Here is a 21348-nt window from a genome sequence, read left to right on the forward strand (position 1 = left end):
AGCGCGCCGGGGTTTGTCGTACCGGCGCCCCGATCGCGATCTTTTTTGTCGAAACGACGAAGGTGACCGGCGCCGGAGCGGGTTAGCGTTCATCCCCGGACAACCCGGTGAGGAGGACGCGATGACCACGACATCGCCCGCGGCGACCACGACGACCGGTTTCGCGATCCTGGGGCCGCTGCGCGTGCTCCGCGCGGGCGACGACCTGACGCTGCCGGCCCGCATCGAGCGGGAGATCCTCGCGCTCCTGCTCGCGCAGGCCGGTCATCCGGTCAGTGCGGCCGATCTGATCGCAGCCCTGTGGGGCCAGTCGCCGCCCCTCAACGCCGCCAACACCGTCCACCGCCATATCGGCAATCTTCGCCGCGTGCTGGAGCCGGGCCTTGCGGTACGCCGGCCGGGGGCCCTGCTTCAGGGCCGGTCGGGCGGCTACCGCCTGCACGTCGATGCCGGCACGCTCGACCTGGTCCGCTTCCGGCGGCTGGCCGGCGAGGCCGGCCGAGCGGCGGAGCTTCACCAGGACGAAGCCGCGACCCAGCTGTACGCGCGGGCCCTGCACCTGTGGCGGGGGCGGTGCGCCGACGGCTTCGACCGGCTACGACAGGAAAACCCGATCTTCGACGGTATCGACCGCGAACACGCCGCGGTGGCACGCCGTGCCGCCCGGGCGGCACGCGGCAGCGGGCGTACCGACATGGTCATGACCTATCTGAGCCGGGCGGCGCAATGGCACCCTCTGGACGAGCCGCTGCAGGCCGAGTATCTGCGGGCACTGTCCGCGCAGGGCCGGCGAGGTGAGGCCCTGGCTCGTTACCGGCAGATCGAGCAGCGCCTGGCCACCCGATTCGGGATCGACCCGAGCGCCGAGCTCCGGGCCGTCCACGACGATCTGCGGCGGTCCCCGTCATTCACCCGCGCCGTGTCCGCCGGGCCGGCCGGCACGGGTTCGACGGCGACGTTGCCACCCGCTCAACTGCCGGCGGACCAGCGGTACTTCGAGGGCCGGGCCCACGAGATCACCCAGGCGCTGACCGATCTGACCCCGGGCGACCGGCCGCGGGTCGGGCCGGCCGTGCTGGTGATCGAGGGGATGCCCGGGGTGGGCAAGACGACCCTGGCGGTGCGCCTGGGCCACGGCGTCGCCTCGGCGTACCCGGACGGTCAGCTGTATGCCGAGTTGCGGACCGGCCCGGAATCGGGACCCACGAGCACCGGTGAGATCCTGCAAGGCTTCCTCACCGCGCTCGGCGTGCCCCGGCCCGAGATACCGGACTCCGTGCAGGCGCGGGCCGGGCTGTACCGAACTGTCCTGCGTGACAAGCGGGTGCTGGTCGTGCTGGACGGCGCCGCGACGGTGGACGAGGTCCGGGCGCTGCTGCCGGTCTCGGCCGGCAGCGCCGCCATCGTGACCGGCCGGGGTGGCCTCGCCATGCTGGCGAGTGAGGTCGGTGCGGTACGACGCGTCCTCGACGTGCTGCCCGTCGAGGAGGCCCGGCGGGCGCTGCTGACGCGGATCGCGCCGTACCGGGAAGTGGTCGAGCCGGCCGCCGTCGACGGCGTGCTCGACCTCACCGGCCGGCTGCCGCTCGCCCTGGCCGTCGTCGGCGCGCGGGTGCTGGCCTGCCCGGAGGCCGAGCTAACGGAGATCGTGGCCGACCTGCGCAACCGCGACGGCCGCCTGGCGCTGAGCGCGGGCGAGAGCTGTGGCGAGATGCGATCGATCTTCGCCTCCGCCTACCGGGCGCTGGCTCCGCGGGCAGCGGCACTGTACCGGCTTCTGCCGCTGGAACCCTGCGAAGAGATCTCCGTGGCCGCGGCGGCCGGCTTGCTCGGTGTGGCGGTGCCCCAAGCCCGAGGACTGCTCGGCGCTGTGGCCAACGGGGGACTGATCAGCGAGACCCGGCCGGGGCGGTTCCGCATGCACGGGCTGGTCCGCGACCACGCCGCCGAACTGAGCCAGGAACTCGACGACGACGACGTCCGTTCCGGCGCGCTCGCCCGCCTCCTGGAGCACTACCGGCACAGCGGCGATCGGGTCGGTCCCGGCGTGCCGCCGCGCCGGCATCCGGTCGAACCGGCCGGTTCCGGTTTCCGGGGCGGCCGCATCCATCGTCCGGAGCGCCGGCCCCACCTCGTATCCCGTCCCTGAGAGACGCTGAGAAAGGTCGGTAGGTCGTCGACATGGCACCATCATCGATGTCGGCCGAAGCCCCGGCGGTGCACTTCGAGATCCTGGGGCCGGTCAGCGTGCGGCGGGGGCCGGAGGAACTCGTCGTGGCGCCGGCGCCGCGCCGGGCGATGCTCGCTCTGCTGCTCGCCCGGGCGGGTAAAGCCGTCACCGTCGCCGAGCTGATCGATCTCCTCTGGGGTCAGAGCCCACCCGTGCACGCGGCCAACCTCCTGCACCGGCACATCGGTGCGTTGCGAAGGCAGTGGGAGCCGGAGCTGCCGAACCGTTCGGCCGGGCGCTGGCTGCTGCGGCAGGGCGACGGTTACCGCATGGCCGTCGATCGGGACACGCTGGACCTGCTGCGGTTCCGCGACCTGGTGAGACGGGCCCGCACGCAGGATCCGCCGACCGCGTTGGCCATGCTGGCCGACGCGGTGTCGTTCCGCCGGGGAGCCGCCGGGACGAATCTCGATCCGGGCCCGCGGTCACATCGCAGTCTCGGTGCCATCGAACGGGAGTACGGCGCGGTCGTCGACGAATTCGCCGCCCTGGCGCTCGGACAGGGCCGCGCCGAGGCGGCGCTGCCCGTGGTGCTGGCAGTGGCCGCCGATCACCCGCACGACGAACGGGCGCAGATTCGCGCGCTTCGCATGCTGGCCGCCTGCGGCCGTCCGGCCGAAGCCGTCGCCCGCTACGACGACATCCGCCGGTATCTGCACGACCACCTCGGGGTCGCTCCCGGGTCCGCGCTGCGGACCGCGTACGCCACGGTGCTGCGTCAGGAGATCGCCGGGCCCACCGGCTCGTCCGCCACCGTGGCGGCCGACCCAGGTGACTCCGCGGAGCCTGGGAACGCCGATCCCGTCCTGCGGCCGGCCCAATTGCCGCCGCGATCGCCGTTCTACGCCGGCCGCGATCGTCTCCTCGAACCGGTGATGCGCGCGGTGACGGCCGACCCGGACGCCCGGATCATCGCCCTGGACGGGATGCCGGGCATCGGCAAGACCACATCGGCTGTACACCTGGCCCACGACCTCGCCCCCGACTATCCGGACGGTCAGCTCTACCTCGACCTGCAGGGTTTCGGCGACGAGGAGCCGGTCACCGTCGAGGAGGCGCTGCGAGACCTGATCAGCGGTCTCACCGATGCCCCGGTCCCCTCGACACGCCGGGAGATGAAGCAGCTGTACGCCAAGGTGACGAACGGACGCCGCGTCCTGATCGTGCTGGACAACGTCCGGGCGTCGGACCAGCTGAGTGATCTGCTGCCCGGCTCCTTCGGATGCCTGACGATCGTGACGAGCCGGTGCCCGCTGACCGACCTGCGCGCGGGGCGCGGCACGCACTGGTCATCGCTGGGACTGTTGACCCGCGCCGAATCGCGGAGTTGCCTGGTGCGCCACATCGGTGCTCACCGGGCGGCCGAGGACCCCGCCGCGCTCGAGGCCGTCATCGACCGTTGTGGCCGTCTTCCGCTGGCGCTCACCGTGGTGGGAATCCGGGCGGCGTCGTTCACCGGCTTGCCGTTGTCCGAGGTGGAACGAGAACTCCGAGAGGTCGGGGAGAGTCTGGACGTGCTCAACGGCGGCATCGAGCACGGCGGTGTCCGCGCCGTCTTCGAGAGCTCGTACCGTCTTCTGAGCCCGCCGGCGGCCCGGTTCTTCCGGTTCCTGTCGACCGTGCCGGGCGACGAGCTGACCTCCGCCGCGGCCGGCCCGGAGATCGGCAACCGGTCGGCCGAGTCGCTGATCGCCGAGCTGCTGCGGACCGGCCTGGTCCAACGGCGACGGTCCGGGCGGATCGGCTGGCACGGCCTGGTCAAGACCTATGCGCGGGAACTGTCGACCCCGGCCGGGAGCGAAACCGGCGATCGGTGGCGATGACCCACCCCGTCGTTCTCACCGGTACTCGGGATTGGGGAAATCGAACCGGGCCCCGGCGTCCCAGGCGCTGCGCTGGTTGCCGTGCGCGGGTACGCCCCCGGCGTCTTTGAGCAGGCGGGCCGCGTGCAGCAGGTTCCACGTCATGAACGTCGTGTTGCGGTTCGTGAAGTCGTTCGACGGGCCGCCCGAGCCCTCGTCCAGGTAGGAAGGGCCGGGACCGGCCTCACCGATCCAGCCGGCGTCGGCCTGTGGCGGAATCAGGTGGCCCAGGTGCTGCAGGCTGTACAGGATGTTCTGCGCGCAATGCTTGACGCCGTCCTCGTTGCCAGTGATCAGGCATCCGCCGACCCGGCCGTAGTAGGCGTACTGGCCGGCGTCGTTGAGCAGATGGGAACAGGCGTAAAGCCGCTCGATGACGCGTTTGGTGACCGAGGAGTTGTCGCCCAGCCAGATGGGACCCGCGATCACCAGGATGTCGGCCGGTAGCACCTTGTCCCGGTAGATCTCCGGCCACTCGTCGGAGCTCCAGCCGTGCTCGGTCATGTCGGGCCACACCCCGGTCGCGATGTCGTGGTCGACCGCCCGGAGCTCCTCGACCTGAACACCTTGCTTCTGCATGATGGCGCGACTGATGTCGATGAGCCCGCCGGTGTTGCTGATCTCCGGTGAGCGCTTGAGCGTGCAGTTGACGAACAACGCGCGCAGGTCATCGTAACGAGTTTCGGTCATGGTTGTCCTCCCACCCGGTATGTCGGCGCCCGTACTGCGAAGTTCACCGTGCGTCCATGGGCGGACGCAGACGTGGGCCGTGCCGTGCCTGACGGCACGACACGGCCCACGCGGCCGGGAAGGGTCCGGTCAGAAGGCCGCGATGCCCTCGGCATCGGCGCCACCCGGGATGGTGGCCGTGCCGCGCGAGGTCAGGGAACCGTTGTGGCCGACCGTGAAGGCGGTGACGCCATCGGTGCCGCCGCCGTTCTCGGAGTACAGGGTGCGCCCGTCGGGGCTGATCGCCGCGTCGATGGTGCCGGCGCCGGCCGTGGTCGTGGTCAGCTTGGTCAGCGAGCCGTCGCGGCCCGCACGGACCGAAGTCAGGGTCGCCGAACCGGCGTTGGCCAGGTAGAACTTGCCGTCGGCGCCGACGACCCAGCAGGTCGCGGTGCTGCCGGTGGCCACCTCGGCCACCTTGGTGAGGCGGCCGTCGCGGTGGATGTCGAAGGTGGCGACCGCGTTCGGTCCCGCTTCGGCGACGACGGCGCGACCGAAGTGATCGAAGCTCACGGCGAACGGCACGGCGCCGGCGTCCACGTTGCGCACCGGCTTGGCCGAGACACCGCCGTCGGCGCTCACCGCGAAGACGTCGATCTCGTTGGTGTTGGCCTTCGTGGTGACCAGCAGGTGCTTGCCGTCCGGGGTGAAGGCGACCTGGCCGGGAGTGTGGGTGAACTCCGGCGTGGCGGCGGCGTCCAGACCCAGCGCCCGGTTCCACCGGGGGATGAGCACGAGCCGGCTGCCGATGCGCTTGAAGCCCTGCACAGAGCCACCGTTGCGCGCGTTGAGGACGTACACGGCGTCGCCGTGCACCGCGACGCTGACCGGGAAGGTGCCGCCGCTGGCGATGACCTGCAGGCGGTTCAGCCGGTCGCCGTGCACGCCGAACACCGTGATGGTGTTGCTACCGGCGTTCACCGCGTAGAGGAGGCCGTGCTCGCGGTCGAGCACGAGGCCACCCTGCGAGGCGAGCGGGTCGACGACGGCGCCGCCCAGAGTCCCGCCGACACCACCGGTAGCGTAGCTGCCGACCTGATCCAGAGCCTTGTCGTAGACGACGACGCGGTTGCCGCCGGCGCTGTTGGTCTGAACGAACACGCCGCCCGGCTGGTGGTGAGCGGGTGAGGCCACAGCCGCTCCGGCGGTGGTCGCGGTGGCGGCCGCGGTGGCGGCGAGGACGGCGCCGGCGATGGCGGCGACGCGGGTGGACTGCTTCATTGTCTCCAACTCCCAGGGGTTGTTTGTCTGACAGTGCCTTGGTGGCAGCACCCCGCGTTTCTCTTACGCGGCGTGCGGAAGATGTGATGTGCGACTTACGAAGACCGGATCAGGGCAGCTTCCGGTCGTTGCGGGGCATGCGGTCCAAGAAATCGAGAATCAGCTCGGCGACGTCATTGCCGGCGCTTTCGAGCAGAAAATGGCCGCCTTCCAGAAGATGAATCTCGGCGTTCGGCACGTCATCGGCGAACGAGCGAGCGCCTGCCGGCCCGAAGATCTGATCGTTCTTCCCCCATACGGCCAGCAAGGGCGGCTGGTGTTTACGCAGATACTCGTGCAGCGCCGGATAGAGAGGGGAATTGGTGGGATAGTCCAGGAAGAGCTTGAGCTGAATGGCGTCGTTGCCGGGACGCGACAGCAGGGCGAAGTCGTGGTGCCACGTGTCCGGGCTCACCAGTGATTCGTCCGGGACGCCGGTGAGATATTGCCACCGGGTCGTCTCCAGCGTCAGGGCGTTACGGATGTTCCGGTCCGTCTCGGGTGTCTGCTTTTCCTGGTAGTCCCAGACGGTTCGCCAGAACGGCTCCTGGAAACCGGCGTCGTAACCGTTGCCGTTCTGGGTGATGATGGCGGTCACGGCCGAAGGGTCGCGCAGGGCCAGTCGCCAGCCCACCGGTGCGCCGTAATCCTGCACGTACATCGCGTATCGCTCGACGCCCAACTGGTGGAGCAGATCTCCGGTGAGATCGGTGAGCGCGTCGAACGTGTAGTCGAATTCGTCGGCCGGGGGCGCGTCGGACAGACCGAAGCCCAGGTGATCCGGTGCGATCACGTGATACCGGCCGGCCAATGCCGGTATCAGGTTGCGGAACATGAACGAGCTGGCCGGGAAGCCGTGCAGCAATACCACGACGGGGGCCTCGGCCGGCCCGGCCTCCCGATAGAACAGCTGCCGACCTCGGACTTCGGCGTAGCGATGGTGAACGGAAACCATTCCGGCTCCTTCGGGACGTATAGGCTGGTGGTCGCTTTCGCTGCTGTTCAGTCCCCGAGGGCGATGGGCACGCCGATGAGCGAGCCGTACTCGGTCCAGGAACCGTCGTAGTTCTTGACGTTCTGCTGGCCGAGCAGCTCCTTGAGCACGAACCAGGTGTGCGAGGAGCGCTCGCCGATGCGGCAGTAGGCGATGGTGTCCTTGCTGCCGTCGAGGCCTGCCTCACCGTAGATCTTGGAGAGCTCCTCGTCGGACTTGAAGGTGCCGTCCTCGTTGGCCGCCTTGCTCCACGGCACGCTGATCGCGGTCGGGATGTGGCCACCGCGCTGCGACTGCTCCTGGGGCAGGTGGGCCGGGGCGAGAAGGCGGCCGGCGAACTCGTCGGGGCTGCGCACGTCGACCAGGTTCTTCACGCCGATGGCCTCGACGACCTCGTCGCGGAAGGCGCGGATCGACAGGTCGGGCGCCTGGGCCGTGTACGTGGTCTTGGCGCGGACCGGCACGTCCTTGGTGTACGGCCGGGCGTCGAGCTCCCACTTCTTGCGGCCGCCGTCGAGCAGTTTGACCTGGTCGTGGCCGTAGAGCTTGAAGTACCAGTACGCGTACGCGGCGAACCAGTTGTTGTTGCCGCCGTAGAGCACCACGACGTCGTCGTTGGAGATGCCGCGCTCGGACAGCAGCGCGCCGAACTGCTCCTGGTTGACGAAGTCGCGGCGGACCGGGTCCTGCAGGTCCTTCTTCCAGTCGATCTTGATGGCGCCGGGGATGTGGCCGCCGTCGTAGGCGGTCGTGTCCTCGTCGACCTCGACGAAGACGATGCCCGGGGTGTCGAGGTTCTGCTCGGCCCAGTCGGCCGAGACGAGTGCGGTGTCGCGACTCATCCGTTCTCCTCTCTCATTGGTCTCGTCGGGAACGTCGGGTGAGCGTCTGGTGAGTTCAGGTGACTGCCCTCACGCTGCAGGAACGTGGTTTCGCCGCGCGATGTGAACTCCGGCCCGGGACACCCGATGCCTCTCTGTGGGCCCCGTCCGGCGGCTCACTGAGACGAGGAGAGGTCAGTTGACTCACAGCAGCGACGCGGCGCACGTCATGTCCCTGGAAATCGATCTGCAACGGCCGGTCGTGCGCCGCGACCGCGCCGCGGTCCGGGCCCTGCTGCATCCGGACTTCCACGAGGTCGATTCGACCGGACGGGTCTGGACGGTCGACACAGTCGTCGAGGCGCTGGCCGTCCAGACCGGCTACGTCCAGCCCACGGTGACCGATCTGGTGGCCGCGGAAGTGACTCCTGACGTGCTGCTGCTGACCTACCGGGATGCGAAGGCGGTGCACAGCTCGTGGTGGGTGCGTGCGACGGGCACCTGGAAGCTGCGGTTCCACCAGCAGACCCGCGACGTCGCCGGCAGCTCTGTGACCGCTCCCACGGTGGTTGAACCCGCTGCACCGCGCATCGACAAATGAGCACAGGACCTCTGGGCAGAAAGCGGGATCATGAAATATCGCACTCTTGGCAGTACGGGCGTCTACGTATCGGAGATCTCGCTCGGGGCGATGTCCTTCGGCGGCGCCGACGACCCGATCTTCGGTACGGTCGGCGGTCTCTCGGTCCAGGAATCCGAGAAGGTCGTGAAGACCGCCCTGGACGCGGGAGTCAACCTCATCGACACGGCGGACGTGTATTCCGCCGGTGAGTCGGAGGAGCAACTCGGTCAGATCCTGCAGGGCCGCCGGGACGAGGTGCTCATCAGCACGAAGGCGCTGGTTCGTTCGGGCCCGGGCCCGAACGACCTCGGTGCGACCCGCCTGCACCTGACCCGCAGCATCGAGCGGAGCCTGCGGCGTCTGCGTACCGACTTCATCGATCTCTACCAGTTGCACAACTTCGACCCGGTCACCCCCCTGGAGGAGACGCTGCGGGCCCTCGACGACGCGGTGCGTCAGGGCAAGATCCGGTACCTGGGTGCCTCCAACTTCGCGGCCTGGCACGTCGCCAAGGCGCTGGGCATCTCCGCGCTGCGCCAGCTCTCCGGTTTCGTGGCCTTGCAGGAGCACTACTCGTTGCTGGTGCGCGACATCGAGAACGACGTCGTCCCGCTGGTGGAGAGTGAGCAGCTCGGCCTGACGATCTGGGGACCGTTGGCGGCCGGCTATCTCACCGGCAAGTACGACCGCAGCGGCGCCTCGACCGACCTGGACGCCCGCCGCGTTCAGGCGCCGCTGGCCAGCATCCCGCCCGTCGACCCTGAGGTGGCCCACCCCATCGTGGAAGTGGTCCGCGAGGTGGCCGAGCGCAACCGGACGAGCCCCGCCAACGTCGCCCTGGCCTGGCTTCTGGCGCGTCCCGCGGTGACCAGCGTGACCATCGGCGTGCGCAACGTGGAGCAGCTGACCGGCAACCTCGGGGCCATCGACCTGGAACTATCGGCGCAGGACCTGGCTCAGCTCGACGCGATCAGCGCCACCAAGGTGCCGTACCCGAAGTGGATCAACGACTACAGCGGCGCCGTCCGCGGACCCGTTCCGCCGCAGGACTGATGACCGTCGCCGAAGGCGGGGCCGCGGCGCGCGAAAGCGAGTTGCATCGGCTGAGAGAGACGATCGCCCGGTTCGTGGCGCTCGACACGGTGACCGGATCACGAGCGCTGTACCGGACGGCCGTCGGCGAGTTCCGCCGGGGCGTTCGGCGGCTTTCCCGCCGCGGCGCGGGAACCGTACCGGCCGACCTCGCCGCCGCCCTGGCCGAACTGGGCGAAGTAGCCGCGTGGTTGTGTTACGACAGCGAGCAGCAGGCGCTGTCGTGGCGTGTGTCCGGGCAGGCATTGCCGCTCGCGCGCGCGGCGGGGGACAGCGCCATGACACGGTTCCTGCTCTCGCACCGATCCATGCAGGCCGCCTACCTCGGTCGAGGGCGCACCGCGCTCGATCTCGCCGACCGGGCTCTGGCCGAACGGCCACGCTCGCGGCGGGTCACCGCGATGATGCGGGTGCGCCGGGCCCGGGCCCTGGGCGTGCTGGGCGACGGCGGGGGAGCGCTGGCCGAACTGGACCGGGCCCGAGCCGGTCTCGACGGCGGTGTCACCGCGGACGACCCGGTCTGGACCTGGTGGTTGCACGATGCCGAGCTGGCCGCCCACGAGGCGGAGATCCGCAGCGTGGTCGGTGACGTGCGCGGGGCCGTACGGGCGTCGTCGGCCGCGGTGGCGTTGCTACCGGCCGGGCAGGGCCGCGACCAGGTTCTCTACCGTGCGGCCCGGATCGACGATCTGATCAATGCCGGGGCCTGGAGCGAGGCGGTCGAGGTCACCGAGGAGATCATCGCGAGTCCGGCCGCCGTCGGCACGGAGCGGGTGCCCCGGATGTTGCGCGTCAGTGCCGGGCAAGCCGGCCGGAGCCGGGCACCGGGCCTGCTCCTGGACGCCTTGCGCCATGCCGCGCAGATAGCCGGCCCCCCGCGACCGGCACCGAAGACTGAGGAAGAGACATGACGGCAGCCGTTCAGCACCACACCGCGAACCTCAACGGGATCCGGCAGCACTGGGTCAGCGCCGGCGACGGCCCGCCGGTGTACCTCCTGCACGGCTTTCCCGAGACCTGGTACGCCTGGCGAAAGCTGATCCCCGAGCTCGCCGGCCGATACACCGTCGTCGCGCCGGACCTGCGGGGCTACGGTGACAGCGGCAAGCCGGCGACCGGGTACGACAAACGGACCATGGCCGGCGATCTGGCCGCCTTGATGGATCACCTCGGCCACGAGCGGGCCGCCGTCGTCGGTCACGATCGCGGCGCGCGGGTCGCCACCCGCTTCGCCAAGGACCATCCCGAGCGCATCGACCGCTTCGTCGCCCTGGACAACGTTCCGACCCGGGCCCTGTTCGAGAACGTCAGCCTGCCCCTGGCCCAGGCCGGCTGGTTCTTCGCGTTCCTGGCGGTGCCGGACCTGCCCGAGGCGCTCATCCGGGACCGGGAGGAGGTGTGGCTCAACCACCTGTTGCGGAGTTGGTCGTACAACCCCGACTTCCTCAGCCCGCAGGAGTTCGACGTCTACGTCGAGGCCCTGCGGCGGCCGGGGGCGATCCGGGGCGCCGCGATGGACTACCGCGCCGCGGGTGAGGACCTGCGGCAGGACCTGGCCGACGCGGCGACGTTGATCGCCTGCCCGGTGCTCACGCTGTGGGGGGAGAGCTTCGAGCCGAACACCGCGCACTTCGACCTGCTCGAGGTCTGGCGTTCGATGGCCCACGACGTACGAGGCCTCGGCATCCCGCGCTGCGGACACCTGTGTCACGAAGAGCGGCCCGAGGTCGTCAACACCGAAATCATCGACTTTCTCCAGGACTGGAAGGGCTGACCATGACCGACCTCATCCCCGCGCCGCGGCAACTGGCTCTGGCGCAACGGTTCGCGGTGGCGCTGGCGGCTCGTGACGCCGACGCACTCGGGGCGGTGTGCACCGACGACGTCTCCTGGACCGTCCCCGGTACCGGCGCGGTCGCCGGTGTGCACACCGGTGTCGGCGGCATTCTCGCCGTGCAGGCGGCCTTCGGCGGCATCACCGCCACGATCGAGAAGATCCTGTACGGCCGCGACAGCGTCATCGCCCTGCTCCACGAGACGGGTGACCGCGACGGCCGGCATCTCGACGTCCACGTCGCGCTGGTCCTGAGCCTGCGCGGTGACCGCATCCGCGCTCTGACCGGACACATCTCCGACCTCGAGGCGTTCTCCGCCTTCGTCGGCTGATCCCGGGCGCCGGTCGCGCGCCCCGAGCGAAAGAGGCGCCATGCCGTACTCCGGTCACCCGCCCCATCACCTCGGCAGCGGACCGGGTGGCCGCGCGCCCCTCGGCATCGAGGTACGGCCGTGGCGGGAGACCGACGTCATGCTGCTGCATGCCGCCGAGCCGACCTTCTCGTCCGGCTCCCTGACCCGTCGTTTCCGGTCCGGCACCACCCGGTTTCCGCCGGCCTACCTGCGGTCGCTGAGGCAACCCGGCGCCGGCGGACGCCGGTGGATGGCGACGGTGGTGACCGCCGGCGGGCGACTGGTCGGCCTGGCCGAGGTCGCCTGGCTCCCGGGCGTCGCCGAGCCGCCCGATCTGGCGGTGCTGGTCGCCGACGCCTGGCAGTCTCGGGGCGTCGGCGACCGCCTGGTGCGGGAGATGCTTCGTCAGTGCGCCGCGGCGGGCGTCCCGGTCGTCACCGCGGAGGCGGACGCCGTCAATGCGCCGGTGATCCGGTTGGCGGACCGGCTGATCGGCCGAGCGGCCGCCGGCCTGCCGTGGCACCTCGACGCCCGGGTGCGGGGCGGGACACGGCATTTTCTATTCACCTACCGGGGCGATCCGGCCGGCGGCCGGTCGGATCGCCCGGCATCGTGGTCCGGCCGGTAGTCGCCGGCCGCGGGACGGGTCAGGGGGTGGACCGGCGGGTCTCGGCCCAGTCGACCACGAGGTTGCGCTCGGCGAACAGCCACTGGCCGTCGCGCTTGGTGAAGGTGTCGAGATAGCGCAGCGCGGCGACCATCATCTGGCGTTCGCCGTCGGCCGTGAACAGGTGGTGGGCGAGGGTGTAGCTCTCGCCGGTCGCGGTGTCGCCATCGAGCGTGACCGTGCTCTGGCCGTTGAAGTGGGTCGTCACGTCGTACTGCCGGAGGCCCTCGAAGACCGGCGTCAGTGCTTCGCGGCCGGTCAGCGCGTAGGTGGGTTCCGATCCTTCGCCGTCCATGAACACGACGAAGCGGCAGTCCTGCGCGAACAGGTCTTTCTGGCCGTCGGCGTCGCGCCGGTCGGCACAGTGCGCGTAGGCGTCGAACAGCTCCCGGATCGCCAGGCGGTCAGCCGCCTCGGCCGCGGTGATCTCACGGTGAACGGACATGCCGTCTCCCCTTATAGTCAGAGGTGGGGACTTCCCCACTTACAGATCGAGACTAACTGGGGAACTCCCCACTTAGCAAGGGGGCGGCCGGTGGTGGCGAGCCGACGACGAGCGGACGCTGAGCAGAACCGGGAGGCGATCCTGTCAGCGGCGCTGGAAGCGTTGACCGAGTCGCCGGAGGTGTCGCTGAACGCGATCGCCAAGCGAGCCGGAGTCGGCAACGCCACCCTGTACCGCAACTTCCCGACTCGCGAGGCGTTGATCCTGGCCGCCTACCGCCATGAGGTGCGACAGGTTGCCGACTCCGCCGCCGAACTGCTCGCCTCGCATCCGGCAGAGCGGGCGCTGCGGCTCTGGATCGGCCGGGTCGCGCGGTATGCGATGACCAAGCAGGGCCTGGCCGGTGCTCTGCGAGCCGCGGCCTACGCCGAGGACGACCTGTTCGCGGAGACGTATGAGCCCATCGTGGCGGCCCTGGGGACACTTCTGTGCGCCGCCGAGGCGGACGGCGCGGTCGCGGCCGGGGTGGATCCTGATGACGTCCTGCTGCTGTTCGCGGGTCTCTGGCAGCTCAACCCGGCCGGCGACTGGGAGGCGCAGGCCGATCGGCTCTTCGATCTGGCCATGCGCGGTCTTCGGTCCCGCTGATCACCGGCGGCCGGTACGGCCGGTGCCGGCGGACGAGGCCGGTGACCTCGTCCGCCGGGCTCACGGCGTCACTGGAAGTCGCAACCGGGGTTCGGCGCGTCCTCGGACAGCGGAGCTCCGTGCGGAAGCACGTAGAGCACGTCCAGGACAACCGGGGTGGTGCCGCGGTTGACGCCGATATGGACGTGGCTCTGGCCGTGCGGCTCGTGGATGTAACTCCCGGACGGGTACACCCCGTCCGACTGGCACGAGCTGTCGAAGTGGCTGAGGGTGCCCTGCTTGACCCAGCCGTACAGGTCGCCGTCGTGGAAGTGCCACCCGGTGCTCTCGTGCGCCGGGATGGTGATCTCCCGCAGGATGTAATCCGTCTTGCCGGCGGTGTATTGGGTCAGCACCTTCCCGCTGACGTCCGGGCCCGCCGGTGTGGCCAGAGCCGGCGAACCGGCGGCCACCGTGGCCACCGCCGCCAGGACGGCGACGGCACCGGTGCGAACTGCGTGCTTACGCATCGACGTGTACTTCCTCTCTGAATGACTGCTCGACAATTTTTGATGGGGACGGTGTGGCGGTGGATCAAGGCTCGTGAGTCAGTTGGGGTGCCGTGGTGTCATCGCGTCGTGGCTCCCCTTCGAAATAATCGCCACCCGCTAGAACCTGGTCAAAGGCGTCGACTCGATGAAGGGCCTGATTGCCGCATTGACTGCGGCGGCGTTTTCCATGATCACCATGTGGCTGCCGCCGTCGCGCGCCGAAATCACGTGCGTTTTACTGTCAGGAATAGCCGCGCTGAGATCTTTGATGTACTGGACGGCAAAGAGGCTCGCCTCTCCTCCGATAAGCAGGGTGGGAATGGTGATCTCAGCAAGAATGTCGCGCCAGTCCAGTGCGATCTGACTGAACATCAACGCGCTCGCCTCTGCGCGACCCGTGAGCAGCATCTGTTGGACAACCGCTGCCTTTTGTTCCTTCGGCATGGCCGAGGTAAACATGGTCTCCACTGCGCCGGCGGCCAGTTCCTCACCGTGAGCGCTCCTCAACGCCACGATGAATGCTGGTACATCCACGGCCTCATGGGGCGCCCCCGACCGGATCACCATGTCTTCGGGCCAGTCCGGGAAAGAGGCGAGCACCGGAGGCTGGTCGATGAGGACGAACCGTTGCAGATACTCGTCCCGATAGAGATCCCAGTAGGCCCAGGCGACGCCGCAACCCATCGAATGAGCAACCAACGTGACGTCCGTGAGATCGAGACGCTCGATGACCCTGATGGGCATCGGCGGCGAGACGGGATATGCGATAGCCGTAGGACGGTCGATCCGACCGGCCATGCCCGCGATGGTCGTACGCGATCACATGGTGGGTTGTCGAGAACTCTTCGATCTGCTGTCGCCAGGCGTCCACGGTGAGTGTCCAACCCGAAACAAGCAGAAGATCAGGCCCCGATCCGGCCTCCACACAGTGAATATTGACACCGTCGTTTGTTGTTACTGTTCTGTCGCGCACGCCCGTGGATCCGATCTGTGCGTTTACAAGGTTTCCCAATAGCGGCAAGCCGTCGCCGTCGGGTCCATCAAGAGCAGGATCGGCCGCCCGGCACGCGCGCCGCCCGGGACGGCTCAGCCGTGCACTAGCCGGCCGGTGAACCAGGTCTGCCGCACCTCGGTGCGGCTCACCTGGTTGATGGGGATGTCCAGCAGCCGGCGATCGAGAACGACGAAGTCGGCCGACAGGCCGGTCTTCAGCCGGCCGGTCTCGCCGCCGAGACCGATGGCCGCGGCGGCCGCCGACGTGTGAGCCGTCAGTGCGGTGGGCAGGTCGAGAGCCTGCTCGGGGGCCAGCGCACCGCGGACCAGCGCGCCCGGGTGACGCCGGGTGACCATGGTTTCGATGGCCAACCACGGGTCCGGGCGCTCGACCGCGCTCGGCCAGTCGGTGCCGGCCGCGATGGTCACCCCGGCCTCGTGCAGCTCCCGCAGCGGCCAGATGCGCGACATGTACCGGTCGCCGACCTGCTGACGGATGACATCGTTGATCGGGTTCGGGAACCACAGGGTCGGCGACGCGTCGGCCACCACGTTCAGTTCCCGGAAACGCCTGATGTCAGCCGGATCCACGAATTCGGGGTGGGCGACATGGAAGATCGCGTCGTGATGCCCGCGGTCGCGGATCACCTGAACGGCGTCGAGGACCTGACGGACCGTGAAGTCGCCGGTGGCATGCGCCTTGACGTGCAGACCCCGGTCGACCGCGTCCTGCAGGACGGCGACCAAGCTCGGCATGTCGTACAGCGAGGCCCCTCGGAAATCGGCCTCGCCCGCATAGGGATGGAGCATGGCGGCGGACCGGCTCATCGGGATGCCGTCCAGAAGGATCTTGACGAAGTCGGGCCGCAAATGTCGGCTGCGGAGGGTGGCCGCGTACGGCGCCAGCTCGGGGAAGACGGCGCTGGCGACCATGTAATGGATGTTCGGCATCGAAGCCACCAGCCAGGCCGTGAGCTCGCCCCGCTCGTCCAGTGAGTGGAAGGTGTCCAGCCAGGGCCCCATCGTGCCGGCGTCCTGCACGGCGGTGACGCCGTACGAGTTGAGCAGGCGCAGCGCGGTACGGGCCGACGTCAGGTCCCGCTCGCGCTGGTCGGGGATGCTCTCGCGCGCGGTCTGTTCGGCGAACTGGGACGCCTGCTCGAACAGGACACCCACCGGGCGGCCGTCGTCGTCGCGAAGGTAGGAGCCTCCCGGCGGGTCGGGAGTCGCGGCGGTGATGCCGAGAATCTCCAGCGCTCTCGAGTTGACCCAGCGGTGATGGGTCGATACGTCCCGCAGCATGACCGGATGGCCGTGGCTGACCGCGTCCAGTGCCCGCAGGTTCTCCGCGGTGCCGATGCCGTTGAAGAGGTCACTGCCGACGGCTCCGCCGATCACCCAGTCGCCCGCGGCGGCGGCCCGGGCCGTGGCGCCGACCCCGTCGAGCAGCTCGCGGAGGCTGAGAACCGGTGGCAGGGACAGTTCCCAGGCGGCCTGTTGACCGCCGGTCGAGACGTGATTGTGGGCGTCGACGATACCGGGCATCACCATGCCGTCGCCGGCCTCGACGATCAAGGTGCCGGGACCGGCCAGCGGCCGAACGGCGGCCGCGTCCCCTACGGCGGTGATGCGGCCGCCGGTGACCGCCATCGCCTCGGCCCACGGGGCGGCCGGGTCCATCGTGTAGATCGGTCCGCGTACGACTATGTCCGCGTGCATGGAACCTCCCGGGTCCTCAAGCTTTCTGGCGTCGGCGGCGTCATCTGGTCGCTCATGCCGGCTTACGCACGATCACAAGGCGGCCGAGCGGGCTCTCGCCGATCCGGTCGAGCCGGAAACCGACTTCGACCGCCTCGGCCGCGAGATCCTCGGCACTCCGGGCGAACGGCACGTCCCAGCCCGAGAAGACCAGACCCCGCAGGGCGAAGGCGATCCGCTCGTCCGGGTCGTCCGGCGGCCGTTCCATCTCCTGCATGACCAGCGGAGCGCCCGGTTCGAGCGCGCGCCGGATAGCGGCCAGCGTGTCCGCCCGGACCGCCTCGGGAAAGAACGGCTGCGCCCAGAAGGCGCAACCGAAGGCCGCGGTGTCGGCCATCGCCCGGGCGTCCATGCACCGGATCTCGACCCTATCGGCGACGCCGATGTCCTCGGCCCGGCGCTGGGCCTCGGCGGCCACCGTGGCCACGACCTCGACACCGACGCCGTGCATCGTGGGGTACATCGAGGCGCAGCTCAGCAGGAACCCGGCCACGCCGCAGCCGACGTCGAGATAGCGGCCGCCGGCCAGCACCTCGGTGAATTCCGGCAACGCCGCCAGCAGCGACCGGAACACCTCGGCCGCAACCGGTGTCGGCCGCAGACCGAAGGCGTCGGCGACCACCAGGGCGTCCTGTGCGTCCGGGGCGGGCAGCGGGCCGGCCACAGCCTGCCCGGCCAGCCGGCGCATCATCCGCGCGTCGGCGAGCCGGTCGGCCATCGAGAAGGGCGCGCCGGGCGCCATCATGGCCGCGTACGCCGCGGTCAGCCGCACCTCGTCACCCGTCGAAGCGGCCACGCCGATCTCCGTCAGCACCGCCACGACGACCCGGACCCGGTCCACCGGCAGACCGGCGAAGTCGGCCAGGGCCGTGACATCGCGGGGCTCGGTCAGAAAGGCGATCCAGCCTCGCTCGTACGCCGCGTCCAGCACCGCCAATGACTGCGCGGCCGCCGACCACTGCTGTATCTTGTCCGTCTCCATCAAGGATTCCGTTCTCCTGGCTGTCGGCGGCCGGGCTATTGCGCGGACCAGACCCAGTTGCGCCGCGCGTAGACCGGCTGGAGGCCGGCCCGCCGCATGTTGTTGAGCGACGGGTTGTTCTGGCCGGGGCTGGGCCGGCCCGTCTCGGCGACCACGATGCGGCACCCGGCCGCCCGGGCCGCTTCGATGCGGGCGTGGATCAGAGCGGTCTGGGCGCCCCGCCCCCGGAACTCGGCCGCCGTCGCCCCGGTATTCAGTGAGGCGACATCGCCGGTGATGAACAACTGGCCGCCCGCCACGAGGGTGTCGTCGATCCAGACCCCGAACGGCTGGAAGCGGGACGCCGTCCCAGCGGTCGCGACCATCTCGACCAGCCCCGGCGCCGTCATCCCGAAGGCGGTCGTGATCAGCCGGGCCCAGTCGGCGACGTCCTGCGGCCCGACCGGGCCCACGCGCAGCGCCGGTGTCGCGGGGGCCGGCGCGACATCGTCGATCTGCGCGACCAGCTTGACCATCTCCGCTCCGGCTCGTAACCCGCGGGTGGCGCAGATGTCGTCCCAGCCGGTGGGCAGCGCGTCCGGGGCGATCTGCAGAACGGCCAGGTCGTTTTTCTGTTCGCGGTAGAAGTCCAGCACCTCGTCGATCAGACCGGCGGTGACCGGCGCGGTGAAGCCGAGCGCCTTGCTCCAGTAGCGGGAGGGGTCGTCGCGCATCGACACGAGGGCTCCGCCGCCGATGCGAGCCAGCCCGACGCCCAGTGTGTCGGCCGGGGCGCAGCGGCCGTACTCGTACATGAAGTCCGCCTCGACGGTCTCGGTCAGGGATTGCGTATGCACGTCTGGTTGTGTCGTCCGGGGGAGCGCGGAAGTTCACCGGCGGGCCGAAGGCTTCATGGCCGGCCGTGAACTTCGGCCACCGCCCGGCGACGGTCACTGCTGGACACGACGAAAGGCGGCAGAGATGGCCCCGAAGGTGAACCACCGGCGATTCGACGTCGACATCGCCGTGGCCTACGCGGACGGGAACCGGGACCAGGTGCTGCTGGCCGAGTGGCAGCGGCAGGCGGGCGGGACCGTACCGCCGCCGCCGTTGCGGCTGCCACGGCACAGCGAGGGTTCGTACGCCGTGCGCATCCGGCGGACGATGTTGCACGACCTGGTGATCGAGGACCAGTACAGCGACTCCGTCGCTGGGCGTACCGGTGGTCCGGACGGCCACCTCGAGGACCGGTTGGTGAGCCACTTCACGCTGAGCGGGCTGTGGCGTTTCCAGTCGGCGCGCCGGGCCGCGGTGGTCGGGCCGGGCTACGCCTACGTCCGCCGCAACGATGAGCCCTGGGATTTCGAGGTGAGCCGCGGTACCCGGGCGCTCATGCTGCACGCTCCGTTGGAGGAGGTGCGGGTGGCCCGGGGAGCCATGGCGGCCGAGCAGGACTCGCCGCCTGCGCGGCTGCTGCTCGCCCACATCCGTGCCTGCATGGAGATCGGGGACGACCTCGGGATCGCGGCGCGCAACGCCACGCTGGAATTGTTCCGCGGGCTCCTGGCCCAGCAGGTCGTCGACGACGAGCCGTTCTATCCGGCCCTGGTCCGGGCAGCTCAGGAGTGCATCGACGCCCGCCTGCTCACCGACCCGGATCTCAGCCCGGCCGCGATCGCCGATCTGCTGCACGTGTCCGTACGGACCCTGCACCGCGCCTTCGCGGCCGAGGAGATCTCGGTCATGCAGTACGCCCGGGAGCGGCGCCTCGATCGGGTGCGCACGGAGCTGGCCACCACGGCCCTGACCGTCTCCGAAATCGCCGCCCGCTGGCACTACGCCGACGAGAGTCACCTGATCCGCGCCTATCGGCGGCGATTCGGTGAAACGCCCGGCCATCGGCGCGCCGGCGGGGGAGAGGCGAGCCGGCCGCGGGGCCGGGTGGCCGGCGACCTCGCCGATCGGACGGGCACGGGCGTACAACCGACGAGGCACTGAGATACCGGGGCGGCGCCGGCGATCCTCCTAGATTCGGCGTAGATGATCTTTCCTGCGCACTCCGAGGTGGCACAGTGACCGAACCACTGATCTCCGGCTTCGACGATCTCGTCCGGGCGCGCCCGCCGGCCGAGCCCCGGCACCTGTTCGAAACCGCCGTCGTGCTCGGTGGCAGCATCGCCGGGCTGCTGGCGGCCCGGGTGCTCGCCGACCACGCCCGGCGGGTCGTCGTCGTCGAGCGCGATGATCTGCCGGCCGAGTCCGGTGCCCGGCCCAGCACCCCGCAGGACCAGCAGGTGCACACCTTGCTCCCGGCCGGCCGGCTGTGGATCGAGCGGTGGCTGCCCGGCTTCACCCAGAACGCGCTGGAAGCCGGTGCCCTGCTGTCCGGACCGGAGCAGACGGCCACCATGCTGGACGGGCGCCGGCAGGCGAGCGGGCGCGACGACGTAGCGCTGCTGGGCGCCAGCCGGCAGCTGATCGAGGCCGGCATCCGCGCGCAGGTGACGGCGCTGCCGAACGTCTCGATCGTGCAAGGCCGGGCCACCGGCCTGCGGTACACCGACGGCGCAGTGAGCGGGATCGGCTACGTCGCCGCCGGTGTCGAGCGGGTTCTGGAGGCGGACTTCACGGTCGACGCCATGGGACGGGCGAGCCGGCTGTCGGACTGGGTCACCGCGGACGGCTACGACCGGCCCCGGCTGACCCGGCTGGAGTCGCCGATCAACTACGCGACCGCCATGTTCGCCCGCCGCGACAACGGCACCGACCTGCCGGTCATCTGTGCGCTGGGCCTGTTCTCGCCGGAACACACCGTCGACGGGGTGTCCGTGGCTGCGGCCAACGCGATCGAGGGCGATCAGTGGATCGTCATGCTGATGGGATACGACGACGCCCGGCCCGGCCGGACGCTCGAGGAGTTCCGCGCGGCCTGTGCCGACCTGCCCAGCGTATTCAGTACGGCCGTGAGCGGCCCGCTGACGCGGGACATCGTGACCTATCACCAAGCGGAGAGCCGGCGGCGCGACTTCGCCCCGCTGGACCGTTTCCCGGCCCGCCTGGTCGCGGTCGGCGACGCTGTCGCGTCGTTCAACCCGATCTACGGGCAGGGCATGAGCTCGGCCGCGCTGCACGCCTCCTGTCTGTCCGCCTACCTGACCGGCGCCCCCGACCTGTCCGTCCCGGCCACCGACTTCTTCGGCCGTCAGCAGATGGCGGTGGACGCCGCCTGGGCGATCTCCGCCGGCGGTGACTCCGAGCGTCTCGACGCGCTGCGGGGCGCCGAGGTGCCCGAGGAGGTGAGCCAACAGCGCTGGGCGCTGCACCAGATCATGGCGGCCACGCTGACCGACCCCTCCGTCGCGGAGGCGTTCAACAGCGTCTCGTTCATGCTGCGGCACCCGGCCACCCTCGGTGACCCCGCCCTCCTCGACCGGGCCGTCGCCGCGAACGCCTGACCCCGGGCGCCGAACTCGGTCACGGCCCGGTTTCGATCGTCCGGTCCTGTCATGAAAAGGAAACCTCGATGAATTCTTCGCCGTTCGCTTCGAC

Annotated in this window: 21 protein-coding genes and 1 pseudogene; 11 read left to right on the forward strand and 11 right to left on the reverse strand. The window is 70.0% G+C overall.

All coding sequences use genetic code 11. From position 1 onward, the window contains the following. The first annotated feature begins 121 nt into the window (after nt 1-121). Together AB0J66_RS19995 and AB0J66_RS20000 are read left to right on the forward strand one after the other, a co-directional pair. Complete coding sequence (locus AB0J66_RS19995; protein WP_364662471.1) at nt 122-2149, forward strand: BTAD domain-containing putative transcriptional regulator; 2028 nt, start codon at nt 122-124, stop codon at nt 2147-2149. 32 nt (nt 2150-2181) lie between these two features. Next, complete coding sequence (locus AB0J66_RS20000; protein WP_364662474.1) at nt 2182-4053, forward strand: BTAD domain-containing putative transcriptional regulator; 1872 nt, start codon at nt 2182-2184, stop codon at nt 4051-4053. Between the two features lie 15 nt (nt 4054-4068). On the opposite strand, the gene AB0J66_RS20005 is transcribed toward AB0J66_RS20000, so the two are convergent. The 4 genes from AB0J66_RS20005 to AB0J66_RS20020 form a co-directional block, all read right to left on the reverse strand. Further along, nucleotides 4069-4782 carry a flavodoxin family protein gene (locus tag AB0J66_RS20005; RefSeq protein ID WP_364662477.1) on the reverse strand — a complete coding sequence of 238 codons (714 nt, stop codon included), beginning with the start codon at nt 4780-4782 and terminating at the stop codon, nt 4069-4071. A gap of 129 nt (nt 4783-4911) precedes the next feature. Continuing rightward, complete coding sequence (locus tag AB0J66_RS20010; RefSeq protein ID WP_364662480.1) at nt 4912-6042, reverse strand: beta-propeller fold lactonase family protein; 1131 nt, start codon at nt 6040-6042, stop codon at nt 4912-4914. A gap of 109 nt (nt 6043-6151) precedes the next feature. After that, nucleotides 6152-7036 (reverse strand): alpha/beta hydrolase, encoded by an 885-nt coding sequence (locus AB0J66_RS20015; RefSeq protein WP_364662482.1) that lies wholly within the window; start codon nt 7034-7036, stop codon nt 6152-6154. Nucleotides 7037-7083: 47 nt separating this feature from the next. Continuing rightward, nucleotides 7084-7917 (reverse strand): sulfurtransferase, encoded by an 834-nt coding sequence (locus AB0J66_RS20020; RefSeq protein ID WP_364662485.1) that lies wholly within the window; start codon nt 7915-7917, stop codon nt 7084-7086. A 178-nt stretch (nt 7918-8095) separates the two neighbouring features. Here AB0J66_RS20020 and AB0J66_RS20025 point away from each other — a divergent pair, with 178 nt between their 5' ends. The 6 genes from AB0J66_RS20025 to AB0J66_RS20050 are packed head-to-tail and all read left to right on the forward strand — an operon-like array spanning nt 8096 to nt 12425. Beyond that, nucleotides 8096-8497: a nuclear transport factor 2 family protein gene (locus tag AB0J66_RS20025; RefSeq protein ID WP_364662488.1), complete on the forward strand. Its 402-nt coding sequence runs from the start codon at nt 8096-8098 to the stop codon at nt 8495-8497. Nucleotides 8498-8527: 30 nt separating this feature from the next. After that, the gene (locus AB0J66_RS20030; RefSeq protein ID WP_364662491.1) at nt 8528-9571 is read left to right on the forward strand and encodes an aldo/keto reductase; all 1044 of its coding nucleotides are present in this window, start codon (nt 8528-8530) and stop codon (nt 9569-9571) included. After that, nucleotides 9571-10521: a hypothetical protein gene (locus AB0J66_RS20035; RefSeq protein ID WP_364662494.1), complete on the forward strand. Its 951-nt coding sequence runs from the start codon at nt 9571-9573 to the stop codon at nt 10519-10521. The genes AB0J66_RS20030 and AB0J66_RS20035 overlap by 1 nt, the downstream gene beginning before the upstream one ends. Further along, entirely contained in the window at nt 10518-11384 is an 867-nt protein-coding gene (locus tag AB0J66_RS20040) for an alpha/beta hydrolase (protein ID WP_364662497.1), read from the forward strand. Before AB0J66_RS20035 ends, AB0J66_RS20040 begins: the two co-directional genes overlap by 4 nt. 2 nt (nt 11385-11386) lie before the next feature. After that, nucleotides 11387-11776 (forward strand): nuclear transport factor 2 family protein, encoded by a 390-nt coding sequence (locus AB0J66_RS20045; RefSeq protein WP_364662499.1) that lies wholly within the window; start codon nt 11387-11389, stop codon nt 11774-11776. A gap of 40 nt (nt 11777-11816) precedes the next feature. Next, nucleotides 11817-12425 (forward strand): GNAT family N-acetyltransferase, encoded by a 609-nt coding sequence (locus AB0J66_RS20050; RefSeq protein ID WP_364662502.1) that lies wholly within the window; start codon nt 11817-11819, stop codon nt 12423-12425. A gap of 19 nt (nt 12426-12444) precedes the next feature. Here AB0J66_RS20050 and AB0J66_RS20055 read toward each other — a convergent pair whose 3' ends face one another. Further along, nucleotides 12445-12909, reverse strand: coding sequence for a nuclear transport factor 2 family protein (locus AB0J66_RS20055; protein ID WP_364662505.1), 465 nt, complete (start codon nt 12907-12909; stop codon nt 12445-12447). Nucleotides 12910-12999: 90 nt separating this feature from the next. Here AB0J66_RS20055 and AB0J66_RS20060 point away from each other — a divergent pair, with 90 nt between their 5' ends. Next, on the forward strand, nt 13000-13557 hold the full coding sequence (locus tag AB0J66_RS20060) for a TetR/AcrR family transcriptional regulator (RefSeq protein WP_364662508.1): 558 nt from the start codon (nt 13000-13002) through the stop codon (nt 13555-13557). Nucleotides 13558-13625: 68 nt separating this feature from the next. Here AB0J66_RS20060 and AB0J66_RS20065 read toward each other — a convergent pair whose 3' ends face one another. The 6 genes and pseudogenes from AB0J66_RS20065 to AB0J66_RS20090 form a co-directional block, all read right to left on the reverse strand. Continuing rightward, nucleotides 13626-14066: a cupin domain-containing protein gene (locus tag AB0J66_RS20065; protein WP_364662511.1), complete on the reverse strand. Its 441-nt coding sequence runs from the start codon at nt 14064-14066 to the stop codon at nt 13626-13628. Between the two features lie 138 nt (nt 14067-14204). Beyond that, entirely contained in the window at nt 14205-14885 is a 681-nt protein-coding gene (locus tag AB0J66_RS20070) for an alpha/beta hydrolase (RefSeq protein WP_364662514.1), read from the reverse strand. Further along, nucleotides 14884-15060: pseudogene (locus AB0J66_RS20075) on the reverse strand (alpha/beta hydrolase); the annotation flags it as partial. The gene AB0J66_RS20070 and the pseudogene AB0J66_RS20075, both read right to left, overlap by 2 nt. A gap of 113 nt (nt 15061-15173) precedes the next feature. Next, nucleotides 15174-16799, reverse strand: a complete 1626-nt coding sequence (locus tag AB0J66_RS20080) for an amidohydrolase (protein WP_364662517.1) — start codon at nt 16797-16799, stop codon at nt 15174-15176. Nucleotides 16800-16851: 52 nt separating this feature from the next. Beyond that, nucleotides 16852-17820 (reverse strand): class I SAM-dependent methyltransferase, encoded by a 969-nt coding sequence (locus tag AB0J66_RS20085; RefSeq protein WP_364662520.1) that lies wholly within the window; start codon nt 17818-17820, stop codon nt 16852-16854. Between the two features lie 35 nt (nt 17821-17855). After that, a complete protein-coding gene (locus tag AB0J66_RS20090; RefSeq protein WP_364662523.1) occupies nt 17856-18656 on the reverse strand; it encodes a GNAT family N-acetyltransferase in 801 nt (266 codons plus the stop codon). A 124-nt stretch (nt 18657-18780) separates the two neighbouring features. On the opposite strand from AB0J66_RS20090, the gene AB0J66_RS20095 reads away from it, so the two are divergent. Then, complete coding sequence (locus AB0J66_RS20095) at nt 18781-19797, forward strand: AraC family transcriptional regulator (protein ID WP_364662526.1); 1017 nt, start codon at nt 18781-18783, stop codon at nt 19795-19797. Between the two features lie 74 nt (nt 19798-19871). After that, nucleotides 19872-21254: an FAD-dependent oxidoreductase gene (locus AB0J66_RS20100; RefSeq protein ID WP_364662529.1), complete on the forward strand. Its 1383-nt coding sequence runs from the start codon at nt 19872-19874 to the stop codon at nt 21252-21254. Nucleotides 21255-21348 lie beyond the last annotated feature (94 nt).

The sequence above is a fragment of the Actinoplanes sp. NPDC049598 genome (assembly GCF_040675435.1).
Lineage (GTDB): Bacteria > Actinomycetota > Actinomycetes > Mycobacteriales > Micromonosporaceae > Actinoplanes.